The organism is Bacillus clarus, from assembly GCF_000746925.1.
GTDB classification, from domain to species: Bacteria; Bacillota; Bacilli; order Bacillales; family Bacillaceae_G; genus Bacillus_A; species Bacillus_A clarus.
The window spans coordinates 638,606-657,248 of sequence record NZ_JMQC01000008.1; the positions used below are offsets into that span (position 1 = coordinate 638,606).

Below are 18,643 nucleotides of genomic sequence, written 5' to 3' on the forward strand. Positions count from 1 at the left end.
TATGTTAGTCACTGTACTTCGCATACTCAAGTACATCTTTTAATGAATGATGAAATTGAATTTCCGGTACCCACCCCAAATTTTTTATATCCTCTAATAATAAAGTTTCGTTCGAATCCACCCTGCCAGTCTGTATTTCTTTTATTGTAAAATTCAGCTGTGTTAATCCTTTATATTGTTCCAATACATCTAATAAAGATCGTTTTACTCCTGATCCAATGTTGTATTGTTTTCCATTTACACCATCACGTAATAACACATGATACGCTTTAACTGCATCACGTACATCTAAAAAGTCTCTACTGTCTTTCAAACTATTTACTTCAATAATTGCTTCACTTTTGCCCGACTCTATATCTATCATTTTTTTTGCAAGGATAGAACAAATGCCGTTCGATACCCCTGGACCAATTAAGTTTGAGGGCTTTACAATGATAATATTCGAATCCATTAATCCGCCCCAAGCCTCCGCAATAATAACTTGTACCGTTTTACTTAAACTATATGGATTTGAAACCTTTATATTGTTCATCACATCTACTTGCAACGCAGACCCTATAACTAATGTTCTACAGTGCGGGGCTTCTTGCTTAATTGCTTCTAATAAATATAAAGTCCCCATTACATTAATCTCCATATATTCTAGCGAAGCTGTCCAAGACTCTATGACAGAGTTTCTTCCTGCTAAATGCAATACATAGTCTGGTTTTATTTGTTTTATCACCTTCATTACTTCACTTTTATTTGTTAAATTACAAGTAATACCGTTTCTAAACTTTTCTATATGTGAACGATTTTGAAACATAGGAATTACATGAAAACCTTGGTCTAAAAAATATTGGCAAGCATGGCGTCCTGTGAAACCATTTGCACCAGTTATTAAAATGCTCGCATTTTCTTTCATAATAAAAGCCCTCCTTTCTCTAACATTTGTTTCACCTCATGTTTCGAAAGTAAACCTTGTTGGGAACTAAAGCTCCTCACATTCACAATTGGATAATCAGCATAATACTCTTGCAGCCCATCTATATGAATGGTAGGTAGTACAACAAAATAATTCTGATCAAAACTTATACTTGTTTTACTCTCTACCTCAGATAAAAGCATTTCACTTAATTTTTCACCTGGCCGTATCCCTACCTCTTTTATCTTCACGTTTGTATTTTTCGAATCTTCAATTAGTACTTCTGCTAAATCTGTTATTTTACAAGCTGGCATTTTCATAACAAAGATCTCTCCTCCTCTTCCTTCAGATGCTGCTTTAAATAACAACCCAACAGCATCTTCAATTGTTAAGAAAAATCTAGTCATATTTGAATCAGTAATCCCTACTTGTGAAAATCTTTTAATTTGCTTTTTAAAAAGCGGTACCACACTACCACTCGTACCTAAAACATTCCCGCCACGAACACAAATAAATTTTGTTTTCTTCGTTTGTAGATTCGCATGGACCATTAACTTTTCACCAATTGCTTTTGTCATCCCATACGTATTCGATGGATCCGCCGCTTTATCAGTTGAAACATATATGACTTTCTCAACTTGATTCTGAATAGATGCTTCAATTACATTTTGCGTACCATGTATATTTGTTTTTATAGCTTCATAAGGATAATATTCACATACTGGAACATGTTTTAAAGCCGCAAGGTGGAACACATAATGCACACCTTGGCAAGCATAGAGTAGTTGCTCTTTATCACGAATATCTCCAATAATAAATTTTAATCTATTGTCATTTACAAATTGCTGTTTCATTTCAAACTGAACTGTTTCGTTTCTTGAAAGAACCCTTATTTCTTTTGGTGATTTTTTTAATAATTGTTTTATAAGTTCATGGCCCCAAGAACCTGTACCACCAGTAATTAAAATTATTTTATTAAGCATTCCTTTTCCTCCTGCCATGCATTTCAATAAAAATATTGTTTATCAAAGCTATTGAATTATTTTTAATTGATTCAAATCATAATCGTCGTTTGTTACATTTAATTGACAAAATAAAAAAACAGAAACTCTTTTTCATAGTTTCTGCTTTTTATTTCACTTCTCAACAGTGAGGTTTTCTTCATACTTCTGAAAAATAACTATATGACTTGTCTGAAAAACACCTTTCATTTATTTTTCATACTCGTAATAAAATAAAAGGAATGGCTCTATTAACGAAACTACAATGATTTATAACCAATACTATGTTTAAACTCATAATAAGGGAGGTAATGGAATGCATAATAACAATCCAAATAATAAATTAAATGAGCTTTCCACAACAATTCCCCTCTCCCTGTTCAATATAAAAAATGAGCTAAAACAAAAAAACAAACTAAACCTTTCTACTAACACAAGTACATTAACGAAAGAAGAAAAAATAATCATTGCTACGATTAAAGAACGCACAAAACAAATGAATAGAAATAACGTCACAAGAACCCGTGCCTATTATCAATTTTACATAAGATATCCTGAAATACATTGGGCGCTACTTGGGCATATGGTATCACGAAACGGTGGTTGGAATATGACAGATTTAAAAGGGGATTTATATACAAAGCTTTTATCTGAAAAAGATCAACTTACATTTTTTTCTTTTTTAGAAAGGGGTAATTGGCTCATTTTCCAAGATATATATCCACAATTTTTACTATATGAGTACAGCGTAAAAAAGTCCCAAAAGTTATTTCATCTTCTCCCTCATTTATATGTTTCTACATTTATGGAAACGATGTGGAACGATTTTTGGAAAACAGGCAACAAAAAAACATTAGCTATCGCAACTATTATTAATGAACAAAACTACTTAGAAAAAAGAGTCATTCAAAATGCACACTTTAAAAAGACTGTACTAAATAGTATTGGATTTAAACTCTTTGATTTTTTTCAGTTTAATCATATCCTTTTCCCCTTCTACGAAAATGATAAGAAACAAAAAGTATTGCTATTTGGTGATACAATGAAACATTTTACTTCTTTACATGAACGAATCTTACTAGGAAAAAGATTATACTCATCATTATTTCGTGACGAGCGTATTGTGTCTCAAGTTTTAAAATGGGCACACGATCATCCTCATACAGGGTCACGGAAAGATTATTGGCCGCATTTATTTTCGAGTGTAAATGAATCCTTTTCCCGGGAATTTTATAAACGCCGCATAAGGAAATGCCAATTAAAAAGTGGTGCGTATCGTATATACAGCCCTGCACTCATTTACGCATGGCGAAATATGAAACATGAAGAAACTGAACATGAAGATTGGTTTAACGATTGGCAAGTTGTAAATTATTTAGTCAATAAGGAGGAAAATATAAATGGACAAATTACTGAAGACTACTGCAAGACACTTAAAAAAATTGAACTTGCAATCCTTGCTAATAAAAACCTCCTTCTCCGAGAAGAAGAGTGATAACTTAGCATTTGTAGTTACTGTTTTTCTCTCTTGTCTTATTGGAACGTGTTTAGATATATTCTTTGTTAATAAACGAATGTACGACTTTCCACTCCGTCCTTTCCCGTCTATATTTTCAATCAATATAGCTTTTACATTATTTATATTACCGATTTTCACAACTATCTTTTTACAACTTTCAAAAAGGCTCTCTTCCCTTTCTAACATTCTATTTATTATTTTCATAGGAGTTTGTGCTAGTATTTTTGAACAAATTGCTGAGAGATTAGGGTTATTCGTTCATAGTGAAAATTGGCATCATACTTACTCTTTATTTGGTTATATGATTTTTTTGTTTTTTATATGGAGGGTATATCGGCGGATTCAATGCTAAAGAATAATATTAGTTACTTTGAAGGTATGAACAAACTAAAAGACCGTCTTTATAACGGTCTCTCTTTAAGCAAACTCTTCAATTACTACCATTGAACGACTTTGAAGACTTTTCGAACGTAAACTATATGCAACAACTTTCTTCTTGTATTGTTTTACTACATCAACATGATCATCATAACTATAGATGGAAAATCTAACATCCTTCTTGCCTCTCTTCGCATCAATGATGACCGGCGTCCCATTGCCTTGTGGCGGAAAATAGTATCTTTCTAAAAATAGCGCTTCATTAAATTCAAGAATAACTTGCAGTTTTTCTTCACCTTCTAAGCTCTTGCCATCTATCGTTACAGTAGCATTTTCTTCGTTAAGCTTTGGATGTAATTCAAATCTACTAATAAATGACTCTACAACAGAAGTCGGCATACTAGACACTAATATTTTAAGACCACCAAAAATAATTAATGTAACTATAAACCATGTTGTCATTTTTTATCCTCTCCATTACGTTCTAAAATTAATACAATTGCATTATTTATAATGATTCATCACTTCATTACATACTCATTACCCATCAAAAGTTCAAATCTCACCACTATAACTCTATTGTATTTAAAATAAAAACTTCATCCCATATGGTACTAATATACTAATCATTATCCCTGTTACGATCATCGTCACTGAACCTATAGTTGCTTCTCTCTCACCTTCTTTTACCATACGACTAACACCAATAATATGGGACGCACATCCCATTCCAACACCCTTTCCAATCGTACTTGTTATACGGAAAAACTTAAGTACAGTCGGCCCCATAATAGCTCCTGTTATGCCTGCGACAACTACAAAACTAGCAGTCATGGATGGGATACCACCGATTTGATCAGCTAACGAAATTGCAATTGGCATCGTCGCTACTTGTGGTATCGTTGTTACTATAAGTTCCTTATCTATATTGAATATTTTACCAACCATTACATGCAAACTTACCAAAACTACTATACCTACTACTACGCCTACAAGTATCGAGATAAAGTTTTTAATAAGTATCCTTCTTTCTTTAAATAATGGTATAGCTAAAGCTACAATCGCGGGACTCAGAAGGCTCGAAAGTACATCTCCCCCATTTTCCTTATAATCATTATGAGAAATTCCAAAAATAAGGAATAAAACAATCATAATTGCTGTCACTGTTAACACTGGTAAAGTAAATGGAGTTGTAAATTTGTTATATAGTTTTGTCGCCAATACATATATCATTACAGTAATAAAAATTAAGACCATACGAAAAGCGCATCCTATCGTTTCTATTTTTTTGATGTTACTAGCAATTGACTTACATATCCTGAAATAATCAATGTTACTAAAGTACTCACAACAACAGTAAGAAATATTATACTTCCTTTACTAAAAAGAAAAGAACCGTATTCTATTAGTCCTGTTGTAGAGGGAATTAAAAATAAAGGTAAAAATACTATTAGTTTTTCTGCACCTAGCTCAAACCATTTTAGTGGCAAAATACGCGTATATAGGAAAATAAAAAGGATTAACATTCCTATTAGACTTCCTGGCATTGATAGATGAAATATCTTCTGAATCCATTCACCTGCTAAACTAAACACATATAGTACTCCTACTTGAAGTAAAAGCATTACGAACTTCAACTTTATACCCCCATTTCAATGCTGAATGTTGCAACGAACTATTTAAAATACATCGCTTTCGCGAAGCATGCTCATATGCTGTTAAGAGTCTCCGCAAATCTTGTTATCCCAACATGTATTTGCTCTGTATTCGCTCTTCCGAAAGTAAAACGTACATACTCACTTTTCGAGCTTAAAACACTTCCTGGAACGAACGCCACACCATTTTGTATAGCTCTTCCTAATAAGTGATATTCATCAAATGCCCCATGAATTTTACACCATAAATGGATTCCGCCCTCTGGGACGAAAAATTCAACACGATTACCTACAAGTTCCCCAAGACTTGTAATTAATTGATCCCTTCTTTGCTTAAGTTGTTTGCGAAGCATAGAAATATGAGCATCAAAATTTTCTGATTCTAAAAATTGATTGGCTACCCATTGTGTGAACACACTATGACCGAAATCAACTTGCTGCTTCGCGTCTGCTAAACGTTCAATTACACGCGTTGGACCAATCACCCAGCCAATTCGCAATCCAGAAGCTACAATTTTTGATAACGAGCTTATATAGAGAACATTTCCGTTTTGATCCATTGATTTTAACGTCGGATTCACTTCTCCATCAAAGGAAGTTAAGCTATATGGATCATCTTCTACAATCGGTATGCCGAATTCAGAAGACAGTTCTAAAATCTTTTTACGCCTTGATAGCGAAAGGATCGTTCCTGTTGGATTTTGGTAATCAGGATTTAAAAACACCATACGAATACGATGCTTTTTGTGTAAATCAATTAAATCATCTGGGTTCATACCATGCTCATCAACAGGTAAATGGAATATATTTAATCCTGCAGATTTAAACATAGGAAGTGAAAAACAATAAGAAGGATCTTCAATTGCAATCGCATCACCTGGCTTAAGCAAACATTGAACGATAAGGTTAAGTGCTTGCTGAGCTCCCGATGTAATGAGAATAGAGCGTGCATCTGCTTCTATATTTTTATATTGCTGAACATGCCTTGCAATTGTTTTTCTTAACATTTCATTCCCTAGTGGATGATCATAACCGAGATTCCCCATAAATGTTTGCTCTGAAAGAATTGTACGAAACTGGTTGTTCGGAAGCAGTTCTAGTGATAATTCACCACTAGCTAAATTAATTAAATCATCTTTTTGTGTTTCCGTTCGAATTTGTTGAACAAGTGGTAAATTAGGCAAAAATGAGCCATCCTCTACATACCTCCCCCAGTTTGGTATACGTTTACGCGACACGCCCCATATATCTGTATTCACATGTGTTCCGCTTCCTTTTTTTCGTTCTACTACTCCAAGCGATTTCAGTTCCTCATATGCAGCCACAATTGTACTACGATTCACTTGCAACTCGTTTGCTAACATACGTTCCGAAGGCAATTTGCTATCTGAAGGAAACTCACCCGACGAAATACCTCGTTCTATATAATTAGCGATTTGTTTATAAACTGGCGTCTTGTCTGCACGATTTGGCTGCCATTCCATATAGCCCTTCTCCTTCCTAAGATTAATTAGCCATTATTTGCTATATACTCATATAAAAGCCATATGAAAATTAGCTTGAGAGTATGCTTTGAATGTAGGATAGTTTATCCCATTTCCCTTCAATTATTAACATATCTATTACACCTTCAATACGAACAGATCAAAGATAATACATACCCTTTCATCATAAACTACTCCACAAATAACAAAGGACAGAATCACTTTTCCCATTGATTTACTTAAATGACTACCGCATACCATGTAACGCCTATAAGAAGGCCTAAAAGAAGAACAATATAAATCGCAGATAAGTTAGTCACATTCTTCTTCGTAGATTTACCGTAATTCTCTTCCACATTTCTTGCCACTAACACCGTCCCTAAGAGTGATACAATCACAATAACAATGACTAATAAAATTGCAAAATTCATTGCCTTTCTCCTCTCTCAAACCAGTCTATTTAAATTGAATAAAATTAAATAGAGACATGAATACACAAAAAAACAAATTGACTACTAAAATATCACCTTTTCTTTCTTATCATAATGGATGTTTGTAAAAAACGGACCAACCACTTTTATGTTTTTTTACTCATCCACTTTATTCATGACAAAAAGTGGCTAAGTCTTATTTATCCACCACTTACTTTGATAAATTGGCTCATTAAACAACCTTTGTAGTACAGTATCCTACCAAATAAAATAATTTGTAGTTATGAACCCAAATCCCTAAAAAAAAAAAGAGAATCCATAAGGATTCTCTTTTTTTTTAGGGATTTAGCATTTTACATAAGCAAAATAAAAATCATGAATTATCTATATAAACTTTTCAGGATATACTTAAAATAGTAGGCTCTATTTTCATGAATAACTCTAGATTCTCATTTTTCTTATACCAATTAGCTTGTCCTCATTATATTTGATTTAGATGGAGTTAAAGTGAACCTATAATAGAATTTCGATGAAGTTTTCTACACAAAATAAATATATTATAATATATTGTAAAATAGATTTATTTATTATACAATATGATTAAGGATTAAATATTTACCAACTAACATGCAAAAGGACAAAACTGATGTTTTGTCCTTTTTGTATATTTTCATCATTTAAAGTTAATCCGATTTAAAAGCTTCGTCTTTTCATAATGGAACATCGATTGAGATAACTCAAAAATGGTTCCATTTGTAAGATATACTGTATTTTCTATAAGAAGCGCTGGATCATGTTCTTCTATTTCTAATAACTGCGCGTTTACTTCATTTACTTTTTCACAACTAATGACTTTATCAGCAAATCCAATGTTTAATCGCAAGTCTTCAATGAAATAGCTGTATACAGAACGTAATGCTATTTCTTCATTTAAATATGGAACAATATCCTTTTTAAAATAACTGATTTCAGTAGAGAATGGTTTACCGTCTACAATTCGTAAACGTTTCAAGTAATACAGCTTTGTTCCATGTTGGCATTGCATCCGTTCTGCGATTGGCTCATCCGCTTCTATTACCTGTAATTCTAATACCTTCGTTTCAATATTTTGCGAAGCAAGGTTTTTCGTTAGTCCACGTAAACTTCCTAAATTAATGTAATCTGTTACAGAAGTCTCTCTTAAAAACATTCCACTACCTTGTACTTGAAAAATATAACCTCTATTAACAAGTTGACTAATCACCTTACGTATCGTATTTCGACTTACTTCAAATCGATTCATTAATGCTTCTTCTGTAGGTAATTTTTTCGTTTCATTAAACAGACCATCACGAATATCTTGTTCTAAAGTATCTGCAATTTGTTTATATTTCGCACTCATATGTTTTCTCTAAAATGCTCCTTTACCTTTTATAACTCTTCTCCCCTCGTTTCAATAATGTGTTTATACCAGTGAAACGAAAGTTTCTTCTTACGTTTTAAGTTATCATTATGATCGACAAAAATAAAGCCATATTGTTTTTTATAACCATTCAACCAGCTTAACAGGTCAATAACTGACCATGCGTAATACCCTTTTAAATGAATTCCTTCTTGAATGGCACGCTTGGCCACTTTTAAATGCTCTTCAATAAATTTAATTCTTGGAATATCTACAATTTCCCCATCGATTATTGGATCTTCATCACCAAGTCCGTTTTCTGTCACATACATTTTAATATCACCGTAGCGGTCTTTCAACATATGCAAGCCATCTAAAAATCCTTCAGGTGATATTTCCCATCCCCATTTCGTATACGTTTTATCTTCCATCTTAACTGTTCGATAAAATCCATCAAAAGAAGGATTACCTGGAGCAAGCGTTGCATTTTCTCTAGAATGTTCTTCATTCTCTATATCCATACCATATCGTTCAACTCGTATCGGTTGATAATAGTTCAAGCCAATAAAATCATTTTTCTCAGCATTTTCTTTTATAATTTCTAATTCTTCAAGTGTCCAGTTAGGTGTCCACCCCTTTTCTTTTAATTGCTGAACAACATAAGATGGGTACTTACCTTTCAATACCGGATCATAATACCAAAATGTTTCATATTCATTCGCATGATTTGCGGCTACTATATTTACCTGCTCATTATCTACACTATAGGCAGGTAAGAAAACATGCGTAATACCAATCTCACCATATTGTTTTAATTCTTTGTACAACGCGACTGCTTTAGCGTGGGCATAAAACACATAGTGGGTAGCTTGAAAATATTTTGACACATCATTTTGTATTCCTGGTGGATGTGCTCCTTTTAAATATCCTAACCCACAAAACATAACTGTTTCATTAAAAGTAATCCAATGTTTCACTCTATCACCGAATGCTCTAAAGCAAATTTTTGCATACTTTACAAATGCTTCTGCTGTTCTCTTATTCGTCCATCCACCGTCTTTCTCTAAAGTTAGCGGTAAGTCCCAATGATATAAGGTTACAAACGGAACAATTCCATATTTTAAACATTCATTGATAACGTTGTTATAAAATTCGATTCCTTTTTCATTTACCTCTCCATCTCCAGTTGGCAAAATTCTTGCCCAAGAAACGGAAAAACGATAAGATTCTAATCCCATTTCTGACATTAATCGAATATCTTCTTTATATTGATGGTAATGATCAACTGCTACATCTCCATTTGTCCCATTGTATGTTTTACCAGGAATCTTTGAAAACTCGTCCCAATTCGTAACACCTTTTCCATCTTCATTCCATGCACCTTCTACTTGATAAGAAGCTGAAGCAGCCCCAAATAAAAAATCATGTGGAAACTTCATAATATATACCTCCATTTCATAATGACAAATTAAATTTGTATACACATATAAAATTTATAGGTACAAATTTTATATGTGTAATTATATCGTAAGTTTTTATTTTTTTCTACATAATGACTAACAGGAGGTCTTATGTTCATAATTTCCTATATAAAATCTTTGCAAATAGAAAGGGAGCAACTAATCACTGTTGCTCCCTTTCGTAACCCCTTTCCATTTAACTATCCTCATGTCAAAAGGGAGAAAATTGGCTACTAGTAAATCGCATAAGAATGGGATTCTTTTGATTACTTGCATAAATCTTTTAAAGGTGCAAACTTTCTAATTCTTGATGAATATAAAATTAGTCTCTATGTTTACTGCTTATAATTTCAGGTTATGTTAACTTCACATTTATAAGGTATATATCAAGGATTTTGTTGACAAGTGTACAAACAAAAAAATATTCATGTAATAGAATATACTATACTCTATTACATGAAAGGAGATAGAAATGTTTGGAATTAAAAAAATTTGTTGATGCCCTTCCAATTCCCTCCACAATCAAACCAAAAGGAACATATAAAGGCAAACCCTTTTATGATGTACGTATGATTGAAACACTGCACAAGTTTCATAGAGATTTACCTAAAACGAAAGTATGGGGATATAATGGGTTAATACCTGGTCCAACGTTTGATGTAAAAAAAAATCATCCTATATATGTACGATGGACAAACGATTTACCCAAAAAACATTTTTTACCAGTTGATAAAACCGTTCACGGGGCACATGATAATCCAGAAGTACGTACCGTTGTGCATCTACATGGAAGCCCCAGTGAACCAGATAGCGACGGTCATCCTGAAGCATGGTTTACGAGAAACTTTCAACAAACAGGTCCTAGATTCGTGAAAGAGATTTATCATTATACGAATCTAGAACGAGCAACTGCCCTTTGGTATCATGATCATGCACTTGGGATTACCCGTCTGAATGTATATGCGGGTCTTGCAGGCCTTTACTTAATTCGTGATAAGGAAGAAAGGTCACTTCCGCTTCCGAAGGGGAAATACGAAATACCACTTATCGTTCAAGATAGATCCTTTAATCCAGACGGTTCCCTATTTTATCCTGCTCAACCAGAAGATTCATCCCCAGATTTACCATTCCCTTCTATTGTCCCTCTGTTTTTAGGGAATACAATTACAGTTAACGGGAAAGTATGGCCATTTTTAAAAGTAGAGCCCCGCAAATACAGATTTCGGTTATTAAATGCTTCCAATACTCGAACATACAAGTTTCAATTTAGTGACCTTAGTTCATTCTTTTTAATCGGAACTGATGGAGGTCTTCTTAAACGTCCAATTAAAGTACAAAGTTTGGATGTTTCACCATCTGAACGTATCGACATCATTGTTGATTTCTCAGAGTTAGAGGGAAAAAAAGTAGTATTACAAAATGGAAATGATCTAGAAAATCCAACTGGCGAAGTAATGGAATTCCAAGTAACTAAACCTTTATCTTGCCCTGATAAAAGTAAAATCCCATGTCTCCTCAGCAATATTAACTTTATTCCATTAGAAAAAGTGAAAGTAAGAAAAGTAAGATGTTTAACATTAAATGACTCAGAAGATGAATTTGGGCGTCCTATGCTTTTATTAGATGGTAAAGAATGGGACGATCCAGTGACAGAAACACCATTACTGGATTCTGTCGAAATATGGGAGTTAGTGAATTTAACCGTTGGAATTCATCCTATTCATATACACCTAGTTAATTTTCGTGTCCTTGATCGCCACGATCTGAATGGAAAGTTGTTAGACCCTCTCCCAGCTGATTTCGGTTTAAAAGATACGGTTCTAGTAGCGGGTGAACAAATCGTTCGAATCATAATGAAATTCGAGCCATTTTCCGGAGATTATGTATGGCATTGCCATCGTTTAGAGCATGAAGACCATGATATGATGAGACCGTTAAAAATCATACCTTCCAATCCCAATAGATACAAATTAAAGTGATAAATAAATTTCATTTGAGGACGAACTTCCGATAAAGCTGATTATGGGAGTGGAAAGTCCCTTCAGAAGTTAAAATGTCCCCTATAGAGTAGACACTAAAAAAGTCTCCCTATAGTTTTTTTTGTATACTTTTAAAATCTCAGTATACCATTCAATATCTTTTTCATTATAAAGTTTTACCAGTTTATCATGTAGCTCAGGAACAAATGATTCTGCATCAATTCCTTTTGTCTCTATATGTATCTATCAACTTTTTGATATCCATGAGATTCACCCTTTCCGAGAAGCTAATTAAAGAAAACGCAAGTTACATACTACCGTTAATTCTATTGATTAACTTATAAGTAACATTAATTGTTCATTTCTTTTCTCCCGCTCTTCTTTAGATGCTAGGTCGTACTTTTTTAAAAGGTGAAATAGTTCATTTAATATTTGCTGTGAATGATTGCTCTTTAGAAATTCATGTAAGTCTTTAACCAAAGATCTGGATAAAAAACATTGCTGAGTTTCAAGTTTATTGATTACATCTTCAAAAGAATGATTTATATTACACATTCTATTCCCCCCCTCCTTATATCCCTCTCTTTTACAAGTTCCGTTCTTTTACTATGTTGATGTTTAATTTCCATCTAGCATGTTTAATTAGTTCTTTTGATGATGTGGAAATTATCCAATGTTGACGAGCAATCTGTTTAACATTTACTTTTTGCGCGCGAATTCCTTGTCTTTGTAAGTCTTTAACTATAGCATCAATTGACTTCATAAAAATCACCTCTTAAATCGTTCATCATGCACATTCACTTGAATGAGATATTAATATAAATGCAATTGTATCTCGATCTTTAACAACCTCATCATCTGTTACAACATTTTTATTCACTACTGATCATTTCTTCAACAAATACTAGATTACAAAAAATTCTACACAGTTCTGTCCCTGCTTTTTTCATTGCTTCTTTCATTAAAAAATCTATATACAAATCATCATCTTCCAGCTGAAAAACCTGATAATGCTTGAGTTCCCTACTATTCAATTTCACATGACTTATTACACACCTGACATTAACTAGTGAATTAAGCAATGAAAGATCGTCCTCACCTCTAATTAAAACAACTTTAGGATAAAACTTTTTCTTATATTCCTCTACGAAAATAATATCTACAGAAAAAAAATGATATAACATAATCATTTCCTCGAGATCCCAATTATCAAACTTAGCACATAGCTGTAAGACACCACATCTCCTTCCACACTAGAAATTACAGCACCGGCTTCATGATGGCGTATACTGTCTTTTGAGCTTAATTCATTATCTGGGGGTCCTCCATGTCCATGATGTTTAATAGATGCCGCTTTCAATCCAGCTTTACTAGCTCTAAAAATTAATTTTTCCGAGAGCGTTGTTTTGCCGCTGTTTTGAAATCCTACAATCTGTAGGATAGGACAAATTTCCCCCACGCTCATTCACTCCTTATATTTCAATTTTCATTTTATTTTCATAAGAAATAATCGCCGATTCCATTCATAAAAGACGAAAAACTTTTTTGTTTAACTAGAATATTTTTATAAAGAGATTTCTTTCTATTTTCATACCAACCTTTTAGTTTTCTAATATATTACCTTTTGTAGACAAGATCTTGAGCTAAAGATGTAAAGCTCTCTCCAACAAGCGAATCTTCGTCATATACGGACGACCCTTTATTTTCTTCACGTTTTGCAAAAGGTATTTGTGCTATCACTTCTGTTTGCAGTTGTTCTGCTAACATTTCGCCTCCGCCTTTACCAAAGAGATAGTTTCTTGAGCCATCTTGTTCTTCATAATATGCCATATTTTCAACGATACCTAAAATATCGTGTTTTGTATGCTTTGCCATTACCCCTACTCTAGACGCGACAAATGAAGCTACCTTATGAGGCGTGGTAACGATAATTTCCTTCGCTTGTGGAATCATCGCAGCGACATCAATCGCAACATCTCCTGTTCCAGGTGGTAAATCAAGAAGAAGATAATCTAATTCTCCCCAGTAAGTATTAACGAGAAAATTTTGAATCCATTTGTTTAACATTGGTCCTCGCCACATAACTGGGTTATTACCTTCTGTAAAAAATCCCATTGACATAATTTTAACACCGTGACTAACGACCGGAATTGCTGTCTGATCAATCATTGTTGGCTTTTGATTCGTTTCCATCATAGCAGGGATACTAAATCCATATATATCTGCATCTAAAATCCCAACTTTTTTCCCCATACGAGCTAAAGCGGTAGCAAGGTTAATCGTCACAGTTGATTTTCCGACTCCTCCTTTTCCGCTTGTCACAGTGATAAAACGTACACCTGAATCAGGTCGGAGCATACTAGGCATACCGGTTTCTGTTCTAGCATTTTTCTTTAAAGTTTCTGTTAATGCCGCTCGTTCTTCCGGTGTCATAGAACCGAATGTTAAAGATACATTAGAAGCTCCAATGTTTCGGAGAGAGTCTTCAATATCTTGTTGAATTTTTGCCTTTAACGGACAACCTTGTATCGTTAAAACTACTTCAAGCTGAATATGTGTACCATCAATTTGAATATTTCTTATCATGTTTAATTCCACAATACTTTTGTGCAACTCTGGATCCTCTACATGGCTTAAAGCATTCATAATTTGTTCATGAGTAATCATAAAACTCATTCCTTCCTATTCTTCTTAATTCTCATACCAAAAACACCGTGGGTAATCAGACCTAATAAACTAGGCTCCAGTACTCATGGTGGAATAGATTAACTAGCAATGCTTACTAATATATCAATCCAACCATTTATAATTTACATAAAACGATAACAATCCCTTATTATCATTCCATCCATTCTCATCCTTTCAACTTATGAAAGAAATCTCCGCTTTTACCACCCGTTTTTTGAACTAAATATGTTTCTTTAATGACCATTGTTTTATCAACAGCTTTGCACATATCATAAAAAGTAAGAGCTGCGATAGATACGGCGGTTAATGCTTCCATTTCTACCCCTGTTTTACCACTGCATTTTACTGTAGCTCGTATTATTAACTCATATCCATCCTTTTTCTTTTCATAATTGAATGTAAAGTCTGTTCCTTGAATTAATATAGGGTGACACATAGGAATGATATCCGCTGTTTTTTTAGCACCGATAATTCCAGCTACTTGCGCAACTTGGAGTGGGTCCCCTTTTTTCAATCCTCCATTTTGAATTGCTTGAAATAGTTCATTTGATAAAGAAATTGTACTTTGTGCAACAGCTGTACGTGTTGAAATATCCTTTTGAGAGATATCAACCATTTTGGCTCTTCCCTCTTCGTTCCAGTGCGAAAACTCACTCATAATTATCCTCCTTAACGTATGAAAAATGCGATATTCGAGTAAAAAGAATTATCCTCCGCTTACAGGTGGGATAAACGCGACGGTATCTCCGGCTTTTATAATATCTTCGTCTGTTGCGAATTCTTCGTTAATAGCTACCATAACTTTATCCAACGATTGTAAATGATAATTACCTTTCAGCCATTCTTTTAATTGATGAACATTCATCTCTTGTTTTTCTATTATTACTAATTGATCTGAGCCGACTTCTTCTCGCAAATTTGTAAACAGTAAAATTGTAATCATCTTCTCATTCTTCCTTCTTTGGTTTTCCTTCTGGATACGGAGTATTTTCAAGCTGATCTCCAATCCAAATCGTTCCATCTTCCCAAAATTCTTTTTTCCAAATTGGAACGATTTGCTTTATGCGTTCAATTGCGTATTCATTCGCTTCATAAGCTACTTTACGATGCGGTGACGATACTGCAATTACAACTGCAATATCCATTATTTCTAGTCGTCCTACCCTGTGTGTGATTGCTATTTTTGCATCCGGCCATTTTTTCTTAATTTCTTTTCCAATTTGAGTAAGCATTTTTACTGCCATCGGTTTATATGCTTCATACTCTAAATGTAACGTTCTTTTTCCTTTTGTTAATTCTCTTACTGTTCCAATAAAAGTTGTAATCGCACCTGCTTCTCTTCTTACTATCTTATTCGTTACTTCCTCGACTAAAATCGGAGTATCTACGATTTCAAATAGTACTTGTCCCATCAGAACCCCTCGCTTTATAAAATGGAATAATATCGCTCCAAGGCCATTCACTACCTTCGTTATCTTCTAATAAGAGAACATCTACAAACATCTCTTTTTTATATCCTCTCGTACCGCCTGGTAGTACGATAAAAGCGTTTGATTCTACTAATGAAGAAACTGAACTAGATTTATCAAATCCTGATGGATAGACGATTAGTTGTCCTTCGTTATATTTAAGCTTCGCTCGTACAAATCTTGTAAATGGATTAGGTTTTAGAAAATCTTCTCCTAATAATGCTTTTTCTCGTTTTAAATGTGCTTTTTCACTAAACATATAAGTACGAATGCTAGGTTTTACAAATAATTCAAAGCCTACATAACAAGCAGAAGGATTACCTGATAATCCAAATAATAGTTTTTTATTTAATTGTGCTACAGTTGTGACGCTGCCTGGCCGCATTGCAACTTTGTCGAAAAGAACCGATGCCCCTAATTTTTCGTATATAGCTGGCAAATAATCGTAATCTCCTACTGAAACACCACCGGTTGTAATTAACATATCAACTTGGCTTAACGCTTCTTTTACAACTGTAAAGCACGTATTCAAATCGTCACTAAACTTCCCAAAGTACTTTACTCTTCCACCCGCTCTTCGAATTTGGGACAATATCATATACGTATTACTATTCCGAATTTTCCCAGGTTGTAGTGATTCATTGACATCAAGAAGCTCACTCCCAGTCGCTAGCACTCCAATTACAGGCTTTTTGGCAACTGGCACTTCGCTGTAACCGAATGTAGCAAGGAGAGCTGAAATACCCGGATTAATATAACAACCTCTCTTCGCAAGAATCTTCCCTTTACATGCATCTTCACCTTGAAAAGAAATATTGTCCCCTTTTTTGAATGGGCGTTTCACTTCCATATAGTTTTTTCCAGCATCTTCATATTGACGAATCAGTTCTAGCATTATAACTGCGTTACATCCTTTCGGAATTTGCGCCCCAGTCATAATTCGAACTGCTTGAAATGCTCCTACCTCTTGAGGAAATACGGAACCTGCTCCAATTTCGCCAATTACTTCAAATAAAGTTGGATTCTCATAACTTGCCGAGGCAGTATCTTCTGCCCTAATAGCAAACCCATCATATGGTGAGCGATCGAAGGAAGGAACATCGTGATCAGCTACTAAATCCTCTGCTAATGTACGTCCGTAAGCTAATTCAAGTGGCAGTAGTTCTTTTAGACCACGATTGGCAAATTCCATTACTTTACGGACGGCCTCTTCAACGGCAATCGGCACTCTTCTTTCCATCATTACCACCCCTTTCTATTATCCTAATAAACGATAGTATATTTGTTTCGCTTTTTGAATTTTATTTGTCCCGTGAATAAATACACGACCATCTTGAAAAATGACCATGCGATAATCATCTAGTTGGCAAGATAGCAAATACGGGTTTCGATCTACTTTCCCGTGTTTTTTTAGCATTTTTTCTAAATCGTCAAAGTTGTACTGACTATTATGCGCCGTTCTAATTTGAACTGTATTTCTTCCGCATAAAACAACTGTCTTCGTTTGATTTTCATAAGATAAATAAGGATAAGTTCTATGTGTTCCGCACGAAGGACAATTGTCCGTTTTTATTTTTCCTAGTTTGATAGAATGATGATGATTACTCCATATATCAAACATTAAAAAAGTTTTTCTAATTGCTGAGAAATCTTCCACTAAAATTTTGAACGCTTCTGCCACTTGATATGCTGCGACCATTTGGACAGCTGGGCTAATAATTCCAACTGTGTCACACGTTGCTCCTGTAACGGGAACACTTTTAAGTACACAATGTAAACACGGTGTTTTCTTCGGAATAATGGTATAGCTCATGCCATATCCTCCGACACAAGAACCATAAATCCAAGGAATATCATATTTTTGTGATAGATCATTGATCACAAATCGAATATCAAAATTATCTGCTGCATCAATCATTACATCGACAGCGTCTAATAAAGCTTCCATATTTTCTACTCTGGCATCCATCACGAGAGCATGAATTTGTACTTCTGAATTGATTTGTTTTAGACGATTCTGTGCTGCGATTGCTTTTGGTAACTGTTCTATGGCATCTTGTTCAGCGTAAAGTTGTTGCCGCTGTAAATTACTCCATTCTACATAATCACGATCAATAATCGTTAATTTTCCGATACCTGCACGTACAAACGCTTCTGCACTTGCACTTCCTAGTGCACCTGCCCCTACTATCAACACATGCTTATTTCTAATCTTCTCTTGTCCTTTACTTCCAATAGGAGTGAACAACTGTTGACGTGAATACCGCTCTATCATTAGATAGCCTTCCTTTCAT

At 34.2% G+C, this 18,643-nt stretch carries 20 protein-coding genes and 1 pseudogene; 3 read left to right on the forward strand and 18 right to left on the reverse strand.

Features of this window, described 5'->3' with window-relative positions; translation table 11 throughout:
• Nucleotides 1-4 precede the first annotated feature (4 nt).
• Both DJ93_RS03990 and DJ93_RS03995 read right to left on the reverse strand, forming a co-directional pair.
• Complete coding sequence (locus DJ93_RS03990; protein WP_042979281.1) at nucleotides 5-904, reverse strand: SDR family oxidoreductase; 900 nt, start codon at nucleotides 902-904, stop codon at nucleotides 5-7.
• Nucleotides 901-1,887, reverse strand: coding sequence for a UDP-N-acetylglucosamine 4,6-dehydratase family protein (locus DJ93_RS03995; RefSeq protein WP_042979282.1), 987 nt, complete (start codon nucleotides 1,885-1,887; stop codon nucleotides 901-903). Before DJ93_RS03995 ends, DJ93_RS03990 begins: the two co-directional genes overlap by 4 nt.
• Before the next feature lie 334 nt (nucleotides 1,888-2,221).
• Between DJ93_RS03995 and DJ93_RS04000 the strand changes: the two genes are divergently transcribed.
• The gene (locus DJ93_RS04000; protein ID WP_042979283.1) at nucleotides 2,222-3,400 is read left to right on the forward strand and encodes a DUF2515 domain-containing protein; all 1,179 of its coding nucleotides are present in this window, start codon (nucleotides 2,222-2,224) and stop codon (nucleotides 3,398-3,400) included.
• Nucleotides 3,306-3,776, forward strand: coding sequence for a CBO0543 family protein (locus DJ93_RS33650; protein WP_241484264.1), 471 nt, complete (start codon nucleotides 3,306-3,308; stop codon nucleotides 3,774-3,776). Before DJ93_RS04000 ends, DJ93_RS33650 begins: the two co-directional genes overlap by 95 nt.
• Before the next feature lie 65 nt (nucleotides 3,777-3,841).
• Here DJ93_RS33650 and DJ93_RS04005 read toward each other — a convergent pair whose 3' ends face one another.
• The 7 genes from DJ93_RS04005 to DJ93_RS04035 form a co-directional block, all read right to left on the reverse strand.
• On the reverse strand, nucleotides 3,842-4,264 hold the full coding sequence (locus tag DJ93_RS04005) for a YfmQ family protein (RefSeq protein ID WP_042979284.1): 423 nt from the start codon (nucleotides 4,262-4,264) through the stop codon (nucleotides 3,842-3,844).
• 123 nt (nucleotides 4,265-4,387) lie between these two features.
• Nucleotides 4,388-5,059 carry an LrgB family protein gene (locus tag DJ93_RS04010; protein WP_042979285.1) on the reverse strand — a complete coding sequence of 224 codons (672 nt, stop codon included), beginning with the start codon at nucleotides 5,057-5,059 and terminating at the stop codon, nucleotides 4,388-4,390.
• Nucleotides 5,060-5,082: 23 nt separating this feature from the next.
• Nucleotides 5,083-5,439 (reverse strand): CidA/LrgA family holin-like protein, encoded by a 357-nt coding sequence (locus tag DJ93_RS04015; RefSeq protein ID WP_042979286.1) that lies wholly within the window; start codon nucleotides 5,437-5,439, stop codon nucleotides 5,083-5,085.
• 71 nt (nucleotides 5,440-5,510) lie between these two features.
• Entirely contained in the window at nucleotides 5,511-6,941 is a 1,431-nt protein-coding gene (pdxR, locus tag DJ93_RS04020; RefSeq protein ID WP_042979287.1) for a MocR-like pyridoxine biosynthesis transcription factor PdxR, read from the reverse strand.
• A gap of 239 nt (nucleotides 6,942-7,180) precedes the next feature.
• Nucleotides 7,181-7,372: a hypothetical protein gene (locus DJ93_RS04025; RefSeq protein ID WP_042979288.1), complete on the reverse strand. Its 192-nt coding sequence runs from the start codon at nucleotides 7,370-7,372 to the stop codon at nucleotides 7,181-7,183.
• A 673-nt stretch (nucleotides 7,373-8,045) separates the two neighbouring features.
• Nucleotides 8,046-8,753 (reverse strand): GntR family transcriptional regulator, encoded by a 708-nt coding sequence (locus DJ93_RS04030; protein WP_042979289.1) that lies wholly within the window; start codon nucleotides 8,751-8,753, stop codon nucleotides 8,046-8,048.
• Nucleotides 8,754-8,782: 29 nt separating this feature from the next.
• Complete coding sequence (locus DJ93_RS04035) at nucleotides 8,783-10,192, reverse strand: glycoside hydrolase family 1 protein (RefSeq protein ID WP_042979290.1); 1,410 nt, start codon at nucleotides 10,190-10,192, stop codon at nucleotides 8,783-8,785.
• Between the two features lie 497 nt (nucleotides 10,193-10,689).
• On the opposite strand from DJ93_RS04035, the gene DJ93_RS04040 reads away from it, so the two are divergent.
• The gene (locus DJ93_RS04040; protein ID WP_042979291.1) at nucleotides 10,690-12,192 is read left to right on the forward strand and encodes a multicopper oxidase family protein; all 1,503 of its coding nucleotides are present in this window, start codon (nucleotides 10,690-10,692) and stop codon (nucleotides 12,190-12,192) included.
• A 333-nt stretch (nucleotides 12,193-12,525) separates the two neighbouring features.
• Here the strand turns inward: DJ93_RS04040 and DJ93_RS33120 are convergent, their stop codons facing one another.
• The 9 genes and pseudogenes from DJ93_RS33120 to DJ93_RS04080 form a co-directional block, all read right to left on the reverse strand.
• Nucleotides 12,526-12,747, reverse strand: a complete 222-nt coding sequence (locus tag DJ93_RS33120) for a hypothetical protein (RefSeq protein WP_042979293.1) — start codon at nucleotides 12,745-12,747, stop codon at nucleotides 12,526-12,528.
• A 31-nt stretch (nucleotides 12,748-12,778) separates the two neighbouring features.
• The gene (locus tag DJ93_RS32790) at nucleotides 12,779-12,955 is read right to left on the reverse strand and encodes a hypothetical protein (RefSeq protein WP_161785245.1); all 177 of its coding nucleotides are present in this window, start codon (nucleotides 12,953-12,955) and stop codon (nucleotides 12,779-12,781) included.
• Nucleotides 12,956-13,142: 187 nt separating this feature from the next.
• Nucleotides 13,143-13,657 (reverse strand): annotated as a pseudogene (mobB, locus tag DJ93_RS04050) (molybdopterin-guanine dinucleotide biosynthesis protein B); the annotation flags it as partial.
• Between the two features lie 152 nt (nucleotides 13,658-13,809).
• The gene (locus DJ93_RS04055; RefSeq protein ID WP_042979294.1) at nucleotides 13,810-14,859 is read right to left on the reverse strand and encodes a P-loop NTPase; all 1,050 of its coding nucleotides are present in this window, start codon (nucleotides 14,857-14,859) and stop codon (nucleotides 13,810-13,812) included.
• A gap of 187 nt (nucleotides 14,860-15,046) precedes the next feature.
• Complete coding sequence (gene moaC, locus DJ93_RS04060; protein ID WP_042979295.1) at nucleotides 15,047-15,538, reverse strand: cyclic pyranopterin monophosphate synthase MoaC; 492 nt, start codon at nucleotides 15,536-15,538, stop codon at nucleotides 15,047-15,049.
• 48 nt (nucleotides 15,539-15,586) lie between these two features.
• Nucleotides 15,587-15,823, reverse strand: a complete 237-nt coding sequence (gene moaD, locus DJ93_RS04065) for a molybdopterin converting factor subunit 1 (RefSeq protein ID WP_042979296.1) — start codon at nucleotides 15,821-15,823, stop codon at nucleotides 15,587-15,589.
• Nucleotides 15,824-15,827: 4 nt separating this feature from the next.
• Nucleotides 15,828-16,292: a molybdenum cofactor biosynthesis protein MoaE gene (locus tag DJ93_RS04070; RefSeq protein ID WP_042979297.1), complete on the reverse strand. Its 465-nt coding sequence runs from the start codon at nucleotides 16,290-16,292 to the stop codon at nucleotides 15,828-15,830.
• Nucleotides 16,273-17,589, reverse strand: a complete 1,317-nt coding sequence (locus tag DJ93_RS04075; protein WP_042979298.1) for a molybdopterin molybdotransferase MoeA — start codon at nucleotides 17,587-17,589, stop codon at nucleotides 16,273-16,275. The genes DJ93_RS04070 and DJ93_RS04075 overlap by 20 nt, the downstream gene beginning before the upstream one ends.
• 18 nt (nucleotides 17,590-17,607) lie before the next feature.
• Nucleotides 17,608-18,624 carry a molybdopterin-synthase adenylyltransferase MoeB gene (locus DJ93_RS04080; protein WP_042979299.1) on the reverse strand — a complete coding sequence of 339 codons (1,017 nt, stop codon included), beginning with the start codon at nucleotides 18,622-18,624 and terminating at the stop codon, nucleotides 17,608-17,610.
• Nucleotides 18,625-18,643 lie beyond the last annotated feature (19 nt).

Bases quoted from the DNA above. Each gene is read 5' to 3' on its own strand.
- DJ93_RS03990 (WP_042979281.1), bottom strand. From the start codon at position 904: ATGAAAGAAAATGCGAGCATTTTAATAACTGGTGCAAATGGTTTCACA.
- DJ93_RS04025 (WP_042979288.1), bottom strand. From the start codon at position 7,372: ATGAATTTTGCAATTTTATTAGTCATTGTTATTGTGATTGTATCACTC.
- DJ93_RS04035 (WP_042979290.1), bottom strand. From the start codon at position 10,192: ATGAAGTTTCCACATGATTTTTTATTTGGGGCTGCTTCAGCTTCTTAT.
- moaC (WP_042979295.1), bottom strand. From the start codon at position 15,538: ATGAGTGAGTTTTCGCACTGGAACGAAGAGGGAAGAGCCAAAATGGTT.
- DJ93_RS04075 (WP_042979298.1), bottom strand. From the start codon at position 17,589: ATGGAAAGAAGAGTGCCGATTGCCGTTGAAGAGGCCGTCCGTAAAGTA.
- DJ93_RS04055 (WP_042979294.1), bottom strand. From the start codon at position 14,859: ATGATTACTCATGAACAAATTATGAATGCTTTAAGCCATGTAGAGGAT.
- moaD (WP_042979296.1), bottom strand. From the start codon at position 15,823: ATGATTACAATTTTACTGTTTACAAATTTGCGAGAAGAAGTCGGCTCA.
- DJ93_RS04080 (WP_042979299.1), bottom strand. From the start codon at position 18,624: ATGATAGAGCGGTATTCACGTCAACAGTTGTTCACTCCTATTGGAAGT.
- DJ93_RS33120 (WP_042979293.1), bottom strand. From the start codon at position 12,747: ATGTGTAATATAAATCATTCTTTTGAAGATGTAATCAATAAACTTGAA.
- DJ93_RS32790 (WP_161785245.1), bottom strand. From the start codon at position 12,955: ATGAAGTCAATTGATGCTATAGTTAAAGACTTACAAAGACAAGGAATT.
- DJ93_RS04030 (WP_042979289.1), bottom strand. From the start codon at position 8,753: ATGAGTGCGAAATATAAACAAATTGCAGATACTTTAGAACAAGATATT.
- DJ93_RS03995 (WP_042979282.1), bottom strand. From the start codon at position 1,887: ATGCTTAATAAAATAATTTTAATTACTGGTGGTACAGGTTCTTGGGGC.
- DJ93_RS04000 (WP_042979283.1), top strand. From the start codon at position 2,222: ATGCATAATAACAATCCAAATAATAAATTAAATGAGCTTTCCACAACA.
- DJ93_RS33650 (WP_241484264.1), top strand. From the start codon at position 3,306: ATGGACAAATTACTGAAGACTACTGCAAGACACTTAAAAAAATTGAAC.
- pdxR (WP_042979287.1), bottom strand. From the start codon at position 6,941: ATGGAATGGCAGCCAAATCGTGCAGACAAGACGCCAGTTTATAAACAA.
- DJ93_RS04070 (WP_042979297.1), bottom strand. From the start codon at position 16,292: ATGGGACAAGTACTATTTGAAATCGTAGATACTCCGATTTTAGTCGAG.
- DJ93_RS04005 (WP_042979284.1), bottom strand. From the start codon at position 4,264: ATGACAACATGGTTTATAGTTACATTAATTATTTTTGGTGGTCTTAAA.
- DJ93_RS04010 (WP_042979285.1), bottom strand. From the start codon at position 5,059: ATGGTCTTAATTTTTATTACTGTAATGATATATGTATTGGCGACAAAA.